The organism is Roseiconus nitratireducens (assembly GCF_008629675.1).
In the GTDB taxonomy this organism is placed as follows: Bacteria; Planctomycetota; Planctomycetia; order Pirellulales; family Pirellulaceae; genus Stieleria; species Stieleria nitratireducens.
The window spans coordinates 248,846-269,627 of the sequence record NZ_VWOX01000001.1; the positions used below are offsets into that span (position 1 = coordinate 248,846).

Annotated in this window: 2 protein-coding genes; both read right to left on the reverse strand. The window is 61.7% G+C overall.

Annotated elements, in window-relative coordinates; genetic code table 11:
* Positions 1-183: 183 nt before the first annotated feature.
* Positions 184-17,958, reverse strand: coding sequence for a tandem-95 repeat protein (locus tag FYK55_RS00820; RefSeq protein ID WP_235908324.1), 17,775 nt, complete (start codon positions 17,956-17,958; stop codon positions 184-186).
* A 921-nt stretch (positions 17,959-18,879) separates the two neighbouring features.
* Entirely contained in the window at positions 18,880-20,559 is a 1,680-nt protein-coding gene (locus FYK55_RS00825; RefSeq protein WP_150074101.1) for a hypothetical protein, read from the reverse strand.
* Positions 20,560-20,782 lie beyond the last annotated feature (223 nt).

The following is a 20,782-nucleotide window of genomic DNA, read 5'->3' on the forward strand; positions in this document are numbered from 1 at the left end:
TGGCCTCAAGCGTACAAACGTATATAAGTGCGGGTCTGATAATTTAGTCGAACAGGCTGCGGCGGGTGGGCTGGCAGTAGTAATTGCCGAAGAAACCGGTTGCAACGTTTACCACTCCACCTCGTGGCACGTTGCAACCGGTCTTGGCATCGCAACCGATGCCGCTGGCTTGGCGGGAACCCGTCAATCCAGGTCGATGTCGTCCATCAGCAGCGACAGCGCTTCGTCAACGCTTGCCGCCGAACTCGCCCCGGTTTCGCTTTCGCTACCCAACAAGTCGATCGAGTCCAACTGGCTGGAGGTGATCTCCAGACCGGCCGCCAACAACGCGTCGCGGGGATCGCCGCCTAACGTGTCCGTCGTTGGCGTCTCTTCCAGCACCGGTGCCAACTGTCGGCTCGGCAATCCGATCGTGCCGGCGGAAACAAATCCGCTGGAGACACCCAGCGACGCAATCGATTCGCCTTCCCGGCCGTTGGCCTGGCGGCGTCCAAGCTCGTTGATCACTGCCAACGCATCGCTGGGCGAAACGCGTCCGTCACCGTTGACGTCGTAGTAATCCGGCGGTGGCGATCCGATCTCCGCGACCGGGATCGAGGACTGACCATCGGCTTCACGCGACAGGAAGTTGATGATCCGCAATGCGTCGATCGGCGAAACAAAGCCGTCGGCATTGACGTCCGCTTCCAGGTCGTCGATCGGGTTCTGGTATTCCGATTGGTTCAGCGTCAACTGGACCGTCGCCAACTGGCTGGTCCGCGACGTGCTGTCGATCACGCGGTATTGGAACTGGTCGATCGTGCCGATCGCGCCGGAGGTGTTGACGTACACGAACGTTCCGTCCGCGTTGATCTCCAACGTTCCGAACGACGGTTCGGTGACCGAGTCCAGATCGATCAGGATTGTGTCCCCGTCCGCGTCCGAATCGTTGCGGAGCAGGCCACTGGCCGGGCTCAGGATGCGGAGCGTCGATCCGATCGGAACGTTGTACCCGTCGTCGACCGCGATCGGCGTGTCCGGAACCGCATTGATGGTCAGCGTGAAGGCATCGCTGACTCGGAAACTGCCATCGGAGGCCTCGATTTCAATGTCGACCACACCGAACTGGTTGGGCTCGGGAGTGATCCGCATTTGGTCGCCGACGAACACGATCGATCGGATCAGCGGATGATCGGTGATCTGCTGGGCCGTCGGACGAACGATCGAGCCGAGTCGCGTGACGGTGTAGTCCAGGTCGTCGCCGTCGGGATCGCTGAACACGGTCGTCAATTCGCGAATGACGGTTTGGTCTTCGTTCCCCGAGAGCGGGTCGAGCGAACCGATCAGGATCGGCGAATCGTTTTCGTTGGCGATCCGAACCGTCACCGTCTCGGTCGTCGTCAGGTTGCCGGTATCGGTGGCCATCACCGTCAACGACACCGTCCCGAACGCGAACGCGGGACGCGTTAGCGTCAACGTGCTGCCTTCCAGTTCGGCAGCCACAATCGATTGATTGCTGCTGGTGACTGTGTACGTCAGGTTGTCGTTTTCCGGATCGCTGAACCACGTGTTTAAGTCGAACTGAGTCAGCTGTGCAGCCGGCTTGGCTTCGGGGAACGTGATCTCATCGATCGGGTTGTCCATGCTGTCCTTCTGGCCGTCGACGCCTTCGAAGATCGGGGCGTCGTTTTCACCACCGACCGAGATCGACACCGTGCCGAACGACTCGGCACCCATGTCGTCGACGATTCGATAGGTGAAGCTGTCGGGACCGCTGTAGAGTCCCGGCGGGCGGTAAACGAGACTGCCGTTTTCCAGGCGAACGCTACCGCCGCGTGCCGTCTGCACGGGGAACTGACTGGTCGGCAGGCTGACCGTCTGGTTTTCCGGCGGATCAATTTCGTTCTGCGGCCCCGGCACGTCGTTGTCCAGGATGCCGACGGTGGAGCCGCCGCCGACGATGGCGATGTTCAACGGCGTGTCTTCCATCGCGTTGTAGAAGTCATTGCCGGCGATCGGGGCATCGTTGATGGGATTGATGGTGACCGAAACCGTTCCCGGCTTGTCGGCCGTCTCACTGATCAAGGTCCCACCGGGGACGTCCGCGACCACGTAGTTGAAGGTGTCCGGGATCGAACCGAAGTAGTCCGCCGGCGGCGTGTACTTGATGCTGCGTCCGTCGTCGACGATTTCCAGGATCCCGCCGAGCGACGAAACCGAATCGCCCAGGTTCACGCTGGACACCGATTGGAAGACCAGCATCTGGTTCGCTTCGTTTGCCGGGCCCGGAACGTAGAACGGATCGATCAGGTCTTCGGCAAAGAAGTACGTGACCTCGTCTTCGTTGATCGTTCGGCTGGTCATGACGTCAGCGGTCGTTGCGACCGGAGCGTCGTTCACCGGCAACACCTCAATGGTGACCCGGATCGGATCCGGATTGATCAGCTGCGAATCCGGATTCTGCGGCTTCACATCCGTCACGCGGGCGGTGAATGAAACGGTGCCGTTGAAGTCCGGGGCGGGGATGAAGGTGAATGTTCCGTCCGCCTGCAGGTCCAGTTCGCCCGCAACGGTTTCGTTGGGGGTCAGCAGGGTGCGAATGCCGGTGTCTTCAGGGAAGATCGCGACGTTGTCCCCGTCGGGGTCGATCACGCCGGCAATCAAACCGTTGTCGGTTGTGACCGAAGGCGTCAGCGTGCCGTCGGCGTCCAGAGCCTGCAGGACTCCGTCCTCGTCCACCGTGAAGGTCCGATTGGCCTGCGGGGGCGTGACGACCGGCGGCGCGCCCGGCACCAGCAGGATCGCGTAATCTTCCACTTCACCGCTGAGCGACAGACCGCTCGGAGACAGGTTACCGGTTCGCGAGTATCGGAACCGGGCCATGGTCTGCGTCGGGAACAGCGGATCGGGTGCCGAAGCCGGCATGTAGGTGTCGAACGTGAAGACTTGCTCGCCGTTGCCGGTCAGCGAAAGCTGAGTCCGCGGCGTGGCGGCTTTCGTCATTTCGGAGCTCAGCAGCGTCCCCTGATCCAGGTTGTTCTGCGAGAGTTCCAGCAACGGCAGGTCAGTACCCGCCAACACGCCGGTGAACGTGACGGTGAATTCGACATCGCTCAGTCCGACCTGCGAAACAACCACGTCGTTCGGACCGCCGACGCCGGCAGCGATCAAGGCGGATTGAATGTTGCTCGCGGTCGTTCCTCCCATCCCGGTCCCGGCAAAGGTGATCGGGCCGACGGTGGTTCCGTCGTAGTCCAGGGTGACGGTTCCGCCGGTCGGGCTGCCGGTGAATTCCAGCGACTGGACCTCGCCCAGGGACGCGTTTTCGTCGTAGAACCGGATCGCCTCGCTGGGTGACCATTCGCCGTCAGCGTTGTAGTCGATCCAGCCTTGCAGAATCCCCCGGCCGGTGACGGTGACGTCGATCGGCAGGGCGACATTCTTGTTCAGCACGCCGCCCGGGTTCCGATCACTCGAGAAGCTGATTCCGTCTTCGTCATCGCTGTTGATCACGATGGCGGTGGAGACGAATTCGATGCCGGCCGGCTGAACCGGGCTTTCGATGATCGCCGCTTCGATCGCTTCCAGGATCGACGGCACGGAAGTCGGATCATCGGGCTGGATGGCGAAGTTGTCTTCGTCGAATCGGCCGTTCAAGTCGAATTCGAGCGTCGCGGTCGAGACCCCCGTCGTGATCGTGATCGTGTCGCCGTCACGCGTGAGCGGATCGACCGTCGCCGCGTTGACGTTGATCACCGCTTCGCCGCTGATGACCGAAACGGTGAACAGCGTCCCGGTTTCGGTCACTTCCGAAACCGAGTCGTCGCCGTCGGCATCGACCGACGGTTGTCCGTCCGCGTCGGCATCGATCTGCGACCCGAGGTACAAGTCCTCCGTCACGACGTGGCGGGCACCGTCGTTGATCAGCAAGGTCGGGTAACGTCCCGGCACGTTGTCGACCGGATCGGGCGCATCCCCAAAGTCCAGGAGGACGGTCGGCATCAGAATCGTGAACTGAGTCGTGTTGTCCTCGCGGTTGGCTTCCAGCGGGTTGCCCTGGACGTCGCGAATCGCCGGCAGGAAGAAGCTGGTGATCGGGCCCTCGAAGATGGTGCCGTTGTCGACAAATAAGCTTGCCCCTCCCCGATCTTCCGCGATCAACGTCGTGACCTGTCCTTCCGGTCCGGTGTTGACCGAGTTGATCGCTTCCAGGATCGCCTGTTTGACACCTTCGGCTGAATCCGCCGGCGAGATGTTGATCGGGATCGCCCCGCCGGGCACGCCCGACAGGAGCAACGTGGGTGCCGCCGACACGTCGACGGTGGTCCCCGGCAAATCGTTCAGGCGGACCAGGCCGCCTTCCACTTCGGCGGAAACACGAAGACCGCCGCTGTTGCTGTTGATTGCCGCGGCCAGGCTGTTGGCCACATCTTCCGGCGTGCTGCCGGGCTGGAACGGCACGGGCACATTGCCAGCCGCCACGCCGCCACCGTTGTTCACCGATTCGAACTCGTAGCTGACCGAGATGCTGCCCTGGCTGATGGTCAGGACTTCTCCATCGCTGACGATTCCACGTTGCGTTGTGATCTGACCGGACGTCGTGCTGACGCGACTCTCGTCGATGCGTCCCAAATCGATGACTCCGCTGCCGCGATAGGTCGCGGTGATGCCGGCCGGCGAAGCGTTGATGGCTGCAACGATCGACGCGCCAAGCGTGTCCAGATTGTCGAAGCGTGTGAACGCGATCGGAGTGGCATTGACGTTGTTCAACGTCGCGTTGTCGTCGAATTCCAGCAAGACCGGATTGCCCGCGGGGTCGATCAGGGTGATCAGGTCGCCATCGTCGGGCGTTCCGGAGGAGACCCGCATCAACAGCGGGCCATAAACCTCCAGCGTTGACGGCCCGGTCACGTCGGGAGAACCGATGACTTCCAAGCTGGAACCGGTCGTGTCGAGTCCCAGGCCGGTTTGTCCGCCGATGCTGACTACTCCGCCATCAACTTCCTCGACCTGCGAGGCGTTCAGACCCGGAATCGTCTTGGTTTGGATCTCGCCGGCGACCAGGCGGGCGAAGTTGTCCCCGGTGATGCCGCGGGTGATATCCAGCGCGAAGTGGTCTTGGGCCACACCGTCGTCCATGATCCCACCGCTGCCGTCCGGCTCGTCGGTGCGATTGACCTCAAAGATCACGTCCGGATCGCCGTTGTTGGGCGTGAAGATGATCAGGTCGCCATCGTCCGGCGTGCGGCTGACACTGACGGGGCGCAACTGGCCGGAGGGCACTGTCGCGCTGCCGTCGGTCGGCAAGTTCAGGTACACGGTTTGACCGATGATCGACGGCTGTAACTCCAGGTTGGACAGCACGATGGCGTTCTGGATGGCGAGCGCCACTTCATCGGCGTCCAGCGGTGTCGTTCCGACGCCACCGGTCGGCGTGATGTCGACACCGACGAATCCTGGCGTTGCCGGGTTGTTGGTGTCGGTAAACTGGAAGTTGGTCGTCAGCCGACCATCGCTCAGCTCGAACGTGTCACCAACGACGACACCACCGACGCCGGCTCCGGCCGACGGGACGCGAAGCCCCAGCGTCCGGGTCGCGGCGATCAGGCCACTGGTCGACGCGTCGGCGAACGTGCCGCGTTCGCTACCGATGACCACCGAAGTGCCCACGACGCGAACGTCGACATCGAACTCGCGGTTGGGATTGTCAATCACACCTTGGATCGCCGTGGCGACGTTGTTCGCGATCATCGTCAAGAACGCGGTCAACTCGTTCGCGTCGTTCGGCGTTGGGTCGGTCGGAAGAGTCACCGGAACGCTGCTTGGCAGTGTTGTGCCGTTGGAGTCGAACTCGAACACGACCGGCGGGTTGCTGCCGTCGTTGATGGTGAAGACACCACCGTCGATCAAACCACCCTGGTTGGTCCCAACGGTGGGGATTTCCAGCGTCACCGGTTCGGGCATCTGCAGCAGGTAGCCCGATTCGAATTCAAAGACGACCTGACCGCCGTTGCTGTCGGTGATCTGAATCTGGTCGCCGTCCTTCACCTCGCTGGCACTGGGCGCGATCACCACATTGCGATCGGCGTTGTTCAGCTGGATGCGGTAAGCCCGATCACCCTGCCAGATCCCGGCCAGCGGGGTCAGCGTGATGATGTTCTTGGTTTCGTCGTAGTTGAACGTGTAATCGATTCCTTCCGTCAGCAGCCGTTCGTCTTCGAAGACGGTCACGTTGGCGCCGCTCGGACGCACGCCCGGAATCTCCGCAACGACGACGGAGCTGTCGTCAATCCCCGATCCGGTGAACGGGTCGGAGGCGTCACCGGCGTCACGCAACTGGATCCGGAATTCGTCGTAAACGCCGCTGTCCAGGTTGATGAAGCTGATGTTCGGATCGGTGTCAAGGTTTTCCGCGTCGTTATCTCGCGGGGCCTCGGCGATCGCGATCGGACCGACGCGGTCGGCCAGTTCAACCGATCCGCGATCCTTGAAGACCGAACTTCCGATCCCGCCCGGCGGGGCGACGTCCGGATTGTCGGCTCGCAGGATTCCGTCGACGTCCAGGTCGGGCGCGACGATGTTGCTGATCGGCAGGCCGACCGAGTTTTTCAGGTTGGCCATCGCGACACGTTCGACCAGCGAGTTGACCGCGGAATCGATCAGGATCGACTGCAAGTCGGGCTGGAAGTTGTTGGCCTCGGCGTACTGCACTGCCGCGTCGGCATTGCCAAGCGTCTCGTTGAAGTCGTCCGAGCCGCCATTGACGTTGCTGGGTGCTCGCAGGGTGGTCAGGCCGGTGTCTTCGAACGCCCGGAAGATCATGTCCTGGTTGAACTGCGTGATCGTCGTTTCGTCGTGCTGGAAGATGGATCCGACCACGATCACTTCCATCGGCTTGGGCTGATTGTCGGAGCCGCGTCGCGGTTCCCCAAACCCGTCGAAGCGAGTTTCTTCCACCACCAGACTTTCGTGCAAGTTCAGGAACACGTTGTTCAGCAACGTCGGACTGGCTCCACCGGCGATCATCACGCCGGTTTCATTGATCAACTGGTCGATGTCGCGACCGGGCTGCGGGTCGAGCTTCAAACCGAGCGCCGCGGCTTCGGGGCTGATGTGGATTTCGGCGACCTTTTCGATGAAGAGGTACTGCTCCGTCGATCCGGCACCATCGGTCAATCCGCCGATTCCGTTGGTCATCGCATAGTTATGTCCGAATCCGTTGGTGTTGAAGTCCGGCGGGTACAACGCCGTGAATTCGAACAGGTCCGCTCCGGCACCGGATTGGCCGCCGAGCGCATCGGCTTCGCCGGCGGGGATCGGGCCACCGTTGGGCACCGAGGGGAAGCGTCCGTTGCCCGTGATGTACACTCGGTCGAAAGCATTCTGGATGGCGCGCATGATGTCGGGCACGCGGTAGTTGTCGCGCAACGCCACCGCGATTTCAAAGTTGCCACCGTTGTTGATCAGTGCCGGGGTGTTGGGGCCGGTAAATCGGAACGTGATTTCGTTGGTGCCGTTGCCCATCGGGGCCAGCGGCGACGTGTCCGGGATCTGGGTGACAGTGAACGATGTGCCAATCAGCGCCGCGGCGGTGCTGCCGTTGCGATCCGATTCCGCCCAGTTTGGCGGGTTGCGGCTGTCGCCACTTCCGTTGTTCAGACTCATCACGAACGAACGCGGGGCGTACGTTTCGACGGAGATCGTGTAGTCGCCGGTGTAGACGCCCGAGCCGCCGTTTCCGGAAACGCGGTCCGACAGCGATTGGGGGTCGTAGTTGTCATTGCCCACGGCGCTGACGCCGATGAAGTACGTCCCGGTCACCGATGCGGTGAAGTCCACGAACGCGTCGCGCGTATTGGCGTCATCGGTGACTTGGGTGTCGACCGTCGACGCCGGGTCCAGGTAGCCGGGCGCGGCCGCATTGTCACTGACCGTGACCAGGTTGCCGTCGGCGTCCAGGAACGACTGGGCAATCCCGGTGGAATTGAAGATTCGCACAAGGGTGTCGGGGCCGTCGTCCTGCGTGTCGATGTCGACAATCAAGCGGTCGCCAACCTCCAGGTAAACTCGGTACATGTCGACATCCGCTTCCGGCGCCAGCGGTCCGCTGTTGTCTCCAAGCGTCACGGTGCGGACGTACGGATCACGATGGCTGCTGCCGATATGCGTTTCGGTCGCCTGAGACAAAAAGTCGTCCGGCTCGGACGGCGTTTCGGGCGTCGCCGATTCGGTCCCGTCGTTTCCGTAAATGGTGTTGTTGACGATTCGCGCGAACGGCTGCGGTGCTTCGTACACCGGGGCCTGATCAATAATGATTTCCGCGTCGTCGCTGTAGATCGCGCTGGCACCCTCGATGTACAGGGCGGGCGTGGCGAAGTTTACATCGGAGGCTGGGAACCCGGGGAACCCGCCACCGGTGGGCGCCTGACTGGTCAGCGACGGACCCACCGTGACATCGACCAGTTCGACCAGGCCGTTGGTCACCAGGATGCTGCCCTGGATCGATTCGCGAATCGCGTGCAGCACCTCCAATGCGGTATAAGCGGAGGTGCGGCCCTGGTAGACCGATGACGGGTTGCTGTCGGTTTGTCGGTAGTAAACCGGCACGTGCCCGTCGCGGTAACCGTCACCGCCGTTCGTGTTTGAACCGTACACGGGCCGCTTGGGACTGGGGATCGTTCCCTCGCCGATGTCCTCGAATTCGAACACCACACGTGTGCCGGCTGCATCGATCACGAAGGTGCTGCCGTCGGTGATTGTGTCACCCGAACCGGTTTCGATGGTCAGCGGCGCGATCTGGCCGTCGATTTTAATGCCCGCATATTCGGCTTGATCGATCGTGTTGTTCTCGATCACGATCCCAGGGGCCAAACCGCCCAGGACGCTGTCGTTCAGCGTCGGCAGGTTCCGAACAGCACCCGGGTAGCTGTTGGCCACCGGCGGCGGTTCGAGCAATGCATTGTCACGGATGTGACGCGGGCTGAAGTCACGAATGCCCGGTTCGGACCAAACGCCGATACCGCGGACGTCGCTGATCTTGTTGTGTTCGACGATCACTTGGCCTTGCGTCCGGACATAGTTCTCGTCGCCCAGACCGTTGTGCAGAATGGCCGGGATCAGCAGGTTGCCTTCGGCATCGGTCGACAGAGCACCGCCGGTCACGTCGCGGGCCGAATCGACCGGCGCGAAGGATCCGTTGACGCGGCCGGTCAGTGCCAAACGACCGTCGGTCGTCGGCGCCGTGTCGGCACCGCCGGAACTAGACGCTTCAATGCCCACAATGTTCTGGTTGTTGATCGCCGTGCGAATCGCTCCGGCGATTTGCGCCGCGCTGTTGCCGGGCGCGAACAAGACCGGCGTGTTGCCGAAAGTGACCGAACCGGCGGTGGTCGTGAACTCAAACGTCTGGCTGGCGACGCCATCATTCAAGACGAACGTGTCGCCGTCAACGATCTGCGATGCGTCCGGTGCGATCAGTGTGACGCTCTGGTTGTGCCGGTCGTTGGTGTCGAAGCTGGCATCCAGATTCGTGGTCCCACCGAATGAAGGCGATGCGTAGTCCGTCGCGGGACGCATTTCCAATTGGTACTTGCCCGTCGTGCCTCCGAAACCGGTGCTGGTGAAGGTCGCTCCGGTGGTGGCGCCGAACACTGTTTCGCCGCGTTCCGCAAAGCCGACGATGAAGTCGTCCAGTCGCAACCCGATCGCGGCCGAAACGGTGCCATCGGTCGTGTAGTCAACTTGCAATTGGACATTGCTGTGCCCGGCGAATGGGGCGAGGGAGAGTCGCAATTGGTCCCAGCTGCCGGCCGTGAAGTTGTGGATCACGGTGCCGTCCGGATTCTGATCGCTGATGATGGTCAGGGACGCGGAATCACCGACAGCCGGCTGGTAGAGCCGGTTCAGATACAAGAACGGCAGGTCGGCGGCGGCGTATCCCGACAGGTCGAACGGTTCGCTGGTGACCGAACCGCTTTCCGCGTTGACGCTGCGATCGAATGAAAGGACCTCGGCGCCCTGAGAGATCGTGCCGGAGCCTGGCGGCAGGACGTGGTCTTCGACCGAGACATGAAGCCTGTAAGACGAAACACCGCTACCGCCGCCTCCGCCCAGTGTCACGTTGTCGGCGTTGAACGTCAGCGTGGATCCCTGTTCAAGCACCGCGATGTAGTAAACGCCCGGCGCCAAAGTTTGGTCGATGAACGGGTCCAACGTCGAATTGCTTCCGCCGCGACCGTCATTGACGCTGTTTGAATCGTTGACACGGCCCGGTGGAGTCACGGTCCGGAAGGCGCCCGCGTTGTTCGGATCCGGCTCCAACAGGACCAAATCAACGTCGACACTGGACGGATCGACATTCACGTCCGGTGTGCTCGGGTCGTCATCATCGTCGACTTCGCCGGTGATGTCGTAACCGTTGTCGATGTCCAGGATGACCCGCGAGACCGTATTGAGGGTGAACTGGTACAGGTCGCCCGGGTCGTTTTGCAGGTTGCCGGCAACCGAGATGTGGGGGATGGTCGTCGACGTGTTGGGAGCCGTGCCGAAGAATCCGGCCGATCCGCCGATTTCGAAATCATCATCGATCGACCAGTCCAACGCATCGAGGTCGGCCGGGAACACCGCGGTGGAACTGACGACTTCCGGAGCATCAAACGTGCCCGAGACATCCAATTCTGAGTATCGCGTTCCGCCCAAAGACGGTTGGAACGGACCCGTGGTGCCGTCGAAGTGTTGCGGCTTGCCGTGCCCGCCCTGGTTGTCCACGCCGATCGTGAACAGCGATCCGTTGATCACATTGTCGCTGAACAGACGCGGGATCTCGGGACCATTGGCCGTGCTCGGCGATTCCGGATTGGTGCGGTCCACGCGATCTTCGACGATCCGGTCCACCGAATTGATCGGTTCGACGACCGCGCCGCTCAGGCTGGTGGGGGTCTGATTGGCGGACGTGATCGCAACGTAATACGTGCCCTCGGGCAGCGCCACCGGACCGATGAACGGGTCGCCATTGGAAATCGAACCGCGGATCAGTTTCTCGATCGCGCTGTTCTCTCCGTTGGGGCTGACCAGGTCGTCGGCCACATTGCTGCTGCTGCCAAAGAACACCAGTTGCGGTGGGAAGTTGGCGGGGTCTTCAAAGTCCGGCACGCCGTCCGGGTCGTAAAAGACGCTGATGTTCGTATCGGGACGGTTGAAGCCGTCGGCGTAGTCGATATCAAAGACCGTCGACTGTAGCCCGCTGCCTTGGGAGAAATCGACCTCGAACTCATACAGGTCGACGTCGGTGGTGCTGCTCAGTTCGCCGCCAACGCTGATCACGTTACGGACGCTATCAACCAGATTGCCGATGTACTGTGCCCCCTGGCCGGGCGTGCTGCCAAAGACCGTGTCGTTGCTGGCCGAGGAGAAGAAACCGCCAAATTGCTCGTTCTCTTGTGCTTCACCCAGCAGCGGCGAAGACGACATCAGACCTTGAACGTGGATCCCCTGGTTCGCATAGCGGATGTCGGCGTAACGCACGACGCTTCCCGGGAATTCCTGGTTCTCTTTCAGACGCAATTGCGCACGGTAGGCGCCTCCGGTCAGTCCGCCGTTGCCGTCATCGGGATTGACCGACGCGCTGCGGACGCGGAAGAAGTAGACGCTGCGCGAGTTAGGATCGGCGGTGTTTCCGGCCAGGCGGAAGTGGATTCCGGCATCCCGCGGGTTGGTGGATCCGTAGTCTTCGTACAGGCCGCCCACGCCGCGTTTGGTGTACTGTTCGGCGGACGCTTGCAGCGAAGTCGTCACGCCTTCCAGGTCGGGATCAAAGACCGATACTTGGCTGCCGGCACCCAGGGCGGTTTCCTCGAAACTGTTGTCGCTGCGGGCCAGCACATTGCCGTTTTCATCCAACAGCTCGACCACCGTATCGAGGGTGAAGCTGGTCTTATCGATGTCGATCCAGACTTCTGTCCCGGGCGAGCCGATGAAGCTGTAGACGTCGATGTCGTTGGAACCGCTGAGGTAGCCGTCGACTTCGAATCCGAGTCGACGGACGTGGTCACCGGTCAAAAGGTTTTCAGCGAGTTCGCCCAGGAACTGCGCGTTTTCAACCGACGAATTCAATCCGGGAGCGACTTCCGTCGACAACTCCAATTCCGGCAGCACCGGGATGTTGTAATCGTTGCTGAATTGATCGAAGTACAGGCCACGCCAGTCGTTGGCGAACGGTCGCGTGTCGGTTCCGTCACCATCATGGTCGGTGAACTGTGAACCGTCCGGCTTCAGTCCCGCACCGACGGTGTCGTCGTTCAGGCTGGTCAGAATCACCGGCGATCCCGGCATCCCGATCACGTGGACCGAACCGCCCACCCGATCTTGAATGCTGGACGTCGATCCGGTCGCGGTGATGCCGGTACCGAACGTCTGGCTGTTGGGCGTCCCCGGGCCCGCGAACTTGACGACCAGGCTTTCATCCGGCCGGCTGAGCAGACGCAATCCGCCCGAGCTGTGCAGGTTGCCGACTTCGATGCTGTCGAATAGCAGGTGCGCGATGTCGGTGTCGTCAAACGTCGTCGCGGTCGTGAGTTCGCCGGCACGGATTTCCAATCCCGAAAGCTGAGTACCAACGGTGGAATCGTTCAACTGATAACGGTTGAACCGAATCATCGGACCGAAGTTGTCGTCCAACTCGGAAATCCGATCGATGTCTCCGGTTTGTCGGCCGGCGTCGCGTCGGATGTTGGAGCCCATCGATTCGATGTCGATGTCGATGATCGAGCCGTCGTTGTTGACGGTCGGACCATAGTTGTCGACGAAGGTGTTGCCGACGATGATCGGCTGGCTGCCACGGATGAAGATGGTCGACGGGGCAACGGACAGTCGGCCGAAGCGGCCGACGGGGCCGGCGCCATCTTGTCCGACGTCGTTGAATTCGAATCGCGAATTGGTGATCCGACCCTGCGCCTGTTGCAGTTCCAACGGAACGAAGCCACGTGACAGCCCGCCCTCGAGCAAGCTGATCCCGCCGGCGTAAGCCAATTGCACGTTGTCCAGACTGACACTGGAAGTCGGCCCGGCATAGATCCCGGACCAGTCGCCGCGATCCGGCGACGCCGCACCTGCGAGGGTGTCGTTGTCGTTGTTGGTATCGAAGGTGCCGCCGGCGCCGAAGCGATCGTCAAGCGTACTGGTGAAGACGATCGGATTGCTTTCCAAGCCCTCGGCCAGCAACTGCGTCCCCTGTCCCATCTCGATCCGGGAACCACGCAGCTTCATGATCAAACCGGGGTCGATCACCAACGATGCATCCAGGCGGCCGCGGATGCCCTGGCGTGTCAGATCCAGAACGCCGTCGCTGGTGGTTCCATCGTCGATGAACGACGCGGTGCTGGTATCCAGTTCGGCGATCAGGCTGAACGTCGGGTTAGCGGAAGCCGGTGCGCGGTACAGCCGACGTGACACGTACGAACTGCTCTGTTGAACCGTCGGCAACGCGGTCAATTCAACGCTGCTTCCCGTCGTATCGACGCTGAACGAGAAATCGTCCGTGCTCGGAAGCGACTCAAACCCGTCCTTGTCGACGTACGTCATTTTGTAGATGTAATCGCCCGACGTCAGGGTCCCGCCGGCCAGTTGCCGCGCGGTGACCAGGCTGAGTGAGGGCGCAAAGCCGTCTTGGATCGACCCGCCGGATTGCCCGGCGACGACCAGATTCTCCGGCAACACGTGCACGACATCGATGTCGTCGAATCGGCCGGCAACGGTCAGTTCCCGCGGAGCCTGCGTGGCCGTGGTGGGAACCCGGATGAACAAACCGTTGACCGAGTTTTCGACCAAATGGTTGCGGCTGATTTCGGGCCCGACGCGGTCGTAGTCCGCGGTGAATGCCCCGGCCTGTTGGAAACGCGGTGCCTGGTACGAAGTCTCTTCGAAGCTATCCGGCGAGGCGCTGATGGCCGAATCGGCACTGCGGGTGATTTCATTGAACGTGATCGTCGGTCGCATGTTGACGACCTGGATCGGGTTGACCAACTGCTGAATCGAATCGATCAACACATTACTGCTGCCGCCGTAGCGAATCTCGGCGTGATTGACGCTTTGCAGGAAGACCCCGTCGTCCTCCAGGTCCCGTCGTCCTTCGAACTGGTCCACGTCGCGTCGATAGATCAATCCGCCCCAGTCGCCCGGGCCCGCCGCGGGGCTGTTTCCGGCCGCGGCAACGTCGGCCACACGGTCTCGCACGCTGGTGATGATCACGCTGCCGTCGTCATAGCCATTGATTCCCGATTCTTGGTCGCCGATCAAAGTCGTGGTGATCGGATCACCTTGCGGGCTCAATTGAACCAGACGCGGCGCCCCAAGCACCTGCAACGCCCCACCGCTGCGGTCGACCTGCAGCGTGCTGCTGCCGACGCTGATGTAAGACGCTCGCATTTTCAGGATAGCGCCGGCGTCGATCATCGTTGTGACGCCCTGCGGCACTTCCATCGCGCGGCCGTCGCTGAGCGAGTTGCCGCCGACGTTGGAGATCCCGATCTGGTAGCTGAAGTTGTCCTGTTCGGTGGCCATGTTGCCGTCGACCCCGCCGTTGCCGACGATCCGAACGATGTCGCCCGGCAGCGCGCTGCCGAAGGCGTTGGCAACGTTTCCGTTGGCAATGTTGTTGAACGGTCGAGCCAGACTGCCATCGGCGTTCGGCCCGGCCGTCTTGTCGACGAAGATGTTGCGTCCGATCGCTTCGGCACCGCGGAATCCGGTCGAAAGATCGATGCTCCGTTCGCCGTTGAATACCAGTTGCGTGCCCAGACGCGTGACCGAAACACCGGTTTCCGCCTGGCGGGTGTTGATCGCTGATGCCAACGCGGCCGCCAGGTTTCCGGCCGGCGTGGGGAAGCCCGCCGAACCGTCGCTGAAGAACACGGCCACGTTGCCCGGAGTGGCGGTCTGGCCAATCTGCACGAATTCATAGGTCCGGACGACACCGTTGCCCGAGACGATCTCGATTTCCTGGCCGGGGACGACGGCGTCGCCCGCATCGGTAAAGTTCAGGATCCGATTCAACGGTCGGGTCTGGAACCAGAAGTTATGGACGCCGCCGGGCGTGCCATCGGCGTCTCCGTCCAACGGCGTGCCGGGAACGCCGGCGCGCAAGCTGTCGGTGTCGCGAATCACGTCGACTTCGTCGACCTGCGGTTCAAATTTGATGTGCAGGTCGTAGGCGCCCTGCGTCCGTCCGCCATAGCCGCTTCCGGGAATCGTCGGGTCGTAGCCGTCGTTGCCGCTCGCGGAGACTCCGATGTAATAAACACCTTCTCCGAGCGAAGTGATGACCCGCGAATCTTCGCTGAAGTAATCATCGTTCTGGGCGATCTTCTGCAGTTGTCCGCCGGACAGGCGGACCGGCAGCGGCGCGGCCTGGCCGCCGCTGATATCCGTCTGTGACTCGCCATCGAGGATCGATGCGCGAATGATCGAGCTGGCGAACGGGTCATTGTTGATCGCGTCGACGACGGCTTGGGCGGGCAATGTCGGCACATTGGGACCGCGACGTGGCAGGTCCAACAGCACCACGTTCGGGATCGGATTCCCCGCGTCGTCCAACACGCGATTGACGCGGACCGCGGTGTCACCCGCGTTGCGGTCGGAGCGAACAAATCGGATTTCCGTGTTGTTGCCCGCGCGTCCCGGTGTGACCGATTCAAATTGGACTTGCAGCGCCGAACCGACACCCAGGTCGGAAATCGCTGAGGCGTGAACTTCTTGGAACAGGGACAGCGTCGTGTCCAGCAGACTGCTGTCGGGCAAGCGTTCGGCGAAGGTTTCGACCGTCAACTGCCCGACCTTGTCGGCATCGTCCAGGTCGACTTCAAACCGATACAGGTCAATGTCGACGCTATCGGGCCGATGGATGTACTGACCGTGCAGGATGTCGAAGTTGCCCGGGAAGATGGGTTCCAGATCGACGTTCGCCACCGGCGTGTCAATGCTCTGGTTCAGGAAGAACGAACTGAGCGCCATGATGGTTTGGGGCGGCAGGTCCGTCGCTTGCTCCAATCCCAGCAGGAAGCCAACTCCGGCGACCGCCTTGCGGGTGAAGTCCTCGCCGTAGTCCAGGCCAAAGCTGGTCTGGTTGCTGAACACCAGCGCCGACTCCTGGAACGTCGGATCGATCCGGATCGAGGCTTGCAGGGTTTGGCTGATCGAGGATCCGGTGCCGAAACCTGGGCCGATCAGCGTGGTTCCCGGCCGGGATTGCAAATTGCCGATGTCTCCCACGGCAAACGTGACCCCCATGTCCGCGGTCTCGCGGAACTGGATTCCGATCTTGCTGGACCACAGGTTCAGCACTTCGCGGATCCGTTCCCTTTGGGTCTGCGTGATCTGGTTCAGGAAGTCGGTCGAACCGGAGCTGTCGAAGATGCCTTGGAAGTTGTAAAGGATCTCCGTGATCCCATCGGTCGTGTCGGCCCCGAAGTTGGGATTGATGTGCCGTCGGAGTTGCGTCCCGATCCCGTCCAGGTCCAGGTGACCGGGGTCGTCATTGCCGCCGAGCAATTCGATGTCAAAGTTCTGCGGATCGATCGACTCGCTGAGGACCAGACTGGTGATGGCGTCGTCCTGACCGAAGATGCCGACGTCCAAGGACGTGGACAATGTTTCGCCGGCCGCCGCCAACACCATCGGCGGCGCACCCACCACACTGCGCGGGATCGTCAGATCGCCGCCCTGCGTGCTGTCGCCGTCCCGCTCCGAGCGGATTGCCAGGACCGCGTTGACTGCCGGGGTGGCCAGCACGACGTCCTTCAAGTCGTCGACGGTCGGCGTGCTGCCGCCGAAATCGAAGATCACGTTGCCGCCGCCGTCCAGCCGGACGGACAGACCTCCGGCACCGGAATCCTCAAAGCTGACTTCGGTCCCGCTTCCGGACTCACCGACCTGGAGCGAAGAAAAGCGGACGCGCAGCCCGTCGTATTGGAAATCGGTGACGGACGATGGCGAAACGGGCAATTGTTCCGGCGGCAAAATCAGGTCGACGCGGTTATCCACCGCCGTCCCCACGCGCAATCGCCACGTGCCGCCTTCCAGCGGGACACCGGGCAAGGCGTTGATGTCGTCGCTGAAAATCAGCCGCGCCGTGTGCGTGGCCGAGTCGTAGATGACTTCGTCGGGACGGAACAGCACGTCATCGGTCGTGCGCACCGTCTCCTGCGTCAGCAGCAATTGATAGAACCGCGGGTTTTCGGCCGAGCGCTGCGTCGGCTGACCGTTGTCATCATCCTCAACGAACAGCGGATCCTCGTTGAAGTAGATCACGATCTCGTTGCGGTTCTGGGTCAACGAGCCGTCGTTGTTGCGGACGACCGGTTGTGGCACCACGGACTCGACCAGCGCGCCCAAGCTGAGCCGGAAATCGATCACCTCGCTGCGTTGGGTGGGATCGCTGGGAATGAAAAATTCGTTATTGGTATTGCGCAAACCCGTGACGCCCAGCCCGGCATCGTCGAACCCGAAGACCTCGATCCGGTAGCGATCATCGGGGAGCGCCTCGGCAAAGCGGACCACCACCTCGTTCTGGTTCGGATCACCCAGCGTGATCAGGCCCGGTTCGACGGGAACGTCGTCACCGGTCCCCAGTTGACCGTCTTCGCCGGCGCGGCTGATCTGGATCCCATCGAAGGTGTTCGGATTGAGCACCTGGTCTTCGTCGAAGCCGAAGGTCAGCACGCGCGGAGAAGAATCACGCACCGACCCGTCGGTGATCAGGGCTCCGTCGTTCGGCTGGATGCCAATCAACTGTGGACCGGCCATCAAGTGCCGAGCCTCCAGCGATTCGATCAGCTGCCGACGGCGCAAATCTCGTGCCTTGGCTCCACGGCGTTTTCCCCGAGTGATCGATCGGGACGCGGATGCTTTTGACTCACTGATGTTCGACTCGTTGACGCCCGCGGGAGAGACGTTGGGCGTGGAGTGGGCTCGCTTTCGCGAAGTCATAGACCGGACCTTCAAGGAGGCCTCTTCGCCGCAGGCGGCTTTCGCCGTCATGGCAAATCGACCGGGTGGGGTGGAAAATCGTGTGTGGACCGTGCGGTTTCTGTCTAAGAAATCACGGCTGAAATAAGGCAGTTTGACAAGCCGAGTCTCGACGGGCAGGACAATCGAGAGACGCGTGCCGAGTATAGTTCGACCGGAAAAACCCGCAAATGTCAGTAGGGATTGACGATCTGGCCAGGCCCGGGGCGGCCGCCACCGAGTGCATTCGGTTGACGTCGTCACGGGCGAAACCGCCGAAACCTTCCGCCCCCAACACCCATGTTCTGGCAACGGGAGGGGGGATGACGGTCTCCGGGGCCCACAATCTGGCGTGGACGTTTGACGGTCGAGGTGGCGTGAAGTTCCGCAAAATCACTGCATCTCGGACGATCGAGGTGGTTTGACGAGGGAATCCAAATGGGGTTCCGCGCGAACAGCGCGGCAGCGTCGGATTAAACATGCACGCCCATAAGGCCCAGGTGAATGCTTGGACCGTCCGGGGGCCGCAGATTTCGCTCAGGACCGATTGGTGGGTTGGGTCCCGAAATCTGAATCGATTGTGCCAGCGCATCCGGATTTCGCGGGCTCCGGTGAGCTTCCGACCTTGCCGGCCGCGTTTTCGTTGAAGTCGAATTGGCGGAGAACCTCATCAAGGTCTCGGTGAGCCCGGATCCCGAGCAAGCGCTATCGCTTCTCGGTCGCCCACCCCGCGTTGCCGAGCCGATCACGTTCCGGCGGCGGGTGCACCGGATGGAGGCAGGCAGTCCCTCCGATGGAGGGTTTTTGTTGCGGCGGGAATGTGAATCTCTTGCGGCGTCACCGGATCGCCAACGAGGAATTGCGCAAGAGCCAGGTTTCGGGGCTTTCTCTTGGGGCTATCTCTCAGGGCTTCCCCTTTGGACTGATCTCGGGACGCTCCCACTTGCTGTAGTCCGAGAACCGGACGGCATCGAGCGAGAACGCCACATCGGTCGCATTGTCCGGCATGAAGAACGCGGTGGCTTCGAACTCCGCGCTGGCGTGGCGGGCGACCAGAGGTTTATCCGCACCGAAGCCGGATTGTTGGCTGCGATGTGTTTTGACCTCTTCGCCATTGGTATCGAGATACCGCAGCGTGTAGTGGATGGTCCGAACGGCTTTGTTGGCGTGGTTTTGAATCCGCGCTCGGACTTTGCGAAACACGGATTCCTCTTTCAATTCCAGGACTTCGACGTCCACGGGCGTTTCGTGCGTGCCGTAAACGATCGGTGTCAGACGGGGCGGTTGCTGATCTGAATGCTGAAGGGGGACGTCGTTGATTTGAAACGGATAGCGAAGCGTTTCGGTCTGTCGGGGGAATTTCACGACCAAGCGTGCCGGGTCGCCCCACATCGTGAAACTGGCATGGCCCGATCGTCCTGCCCAGAACACACTCTTGCCGTCCGCGGAAAGGAGGCTCCCCGCGTCATCAACACCCAACAATTTGGGTTTCCCCGCATCGGACCCTGTGTACTTCAATTGGATGCGGAAGCCCTTCCGTTCTTCTCCGTTGGCCCGTTTGCTCATCGGCCGGACGGCTATCAATTCGGCCTTCAATTCGCCCGCGGTCTGAGATGCGCCTTCCTCCAGTTGGTCGAACTCCAACGTGACCACCTCCGTCGGCACCCAGAGTTCGCAACTCCCGCTGACGGAAAAGGAGTCGACGTTTTGCAGGAGCCCTTTCAGTGGTATTTGCCGCGAGAGCCAGGGAAAGTTGACCATCGCCCCCGTGTTGATGTCCGTCAGCAGATCTGTTTCTCGATTGCTTTGGACGCTACGAATCTTTCCGAACGCGAGACTGGGCTGGTCGATGGCCAAAACCGAGGGGGGAAGGCCGGGCGCGTGGACGGTCAGGTCCAACCGCCCTGTCGCATGCGGTGGGTTCTCGACCAACTTGGTCACTTCGATGAAACACGGGCCGGCAAACGCAACGGGTAGCTTGCGCGCACCGGTTTCAAAGGTCACGGCGTTGTCGGCCGCTTGGTTATCCGCCGGCCTGGTCTTGAGGGCCGGATCAAGCTGTTCTCCCGCGGCGATCAGGCCGGCAACCAACGCGCCGCCCGCGGACGAACGCATCGGATCCGGATAGCGAGGCGTCAGGCCGAGCTCCCGACAGATCGTCTCGAAGGCTTGGATCCGGGAGACGGTTCGCAGTTCGATGGAGATGGGACGCGTCAATGCGTTGGCCGTCTCAGGAGTTCGATGCACCGTCCAGCCGAGCGGCTTGGCCAGATCTTCCAGCAGGCGATCGGCGGGAATCTGGTCGGCGACCAGATCGATTTGCCAGGATTCGCGAAACTGCTCGGTGGTCATTCCCGAAAGCATCTCAATGCGTAGCGATTCCACCTGATTACGGCGACGTCCCTCGGCTTCCGCCGCTGCCATTCTCTGATCGAACGCCTTTTGAAAACCGTCCTGGAACGCTTCCAGGATTTGCCGCGTCGGGATGTTTGGAGGTTGTGCCTGGCACTTCCATTGGCTTCCCATAGCAGAAGCAGCCAGCAAGCTGAGCGTCGGGATTCTCAAAGGGCGGGGAAGTCGCATCGCGGTGGGCCTCGAGGACGGCGGTGAGTGTTCGACTGGTTTTCTACCTGCTCCGAGCCCATCGGGCCGGTAGCTTTACGATGGTGGAGACAAAAAGTCGGGGGGATTCCCAAAAAACGACGGACGCCCCGACCCTCCTGGTGGTCGCGAAACCGGCTCTTTCGACATGCGTGCCGCGCGGGGTCCGGTTCCGGTGCGAAGCAGCGTCCTGTGGTAAAACGGT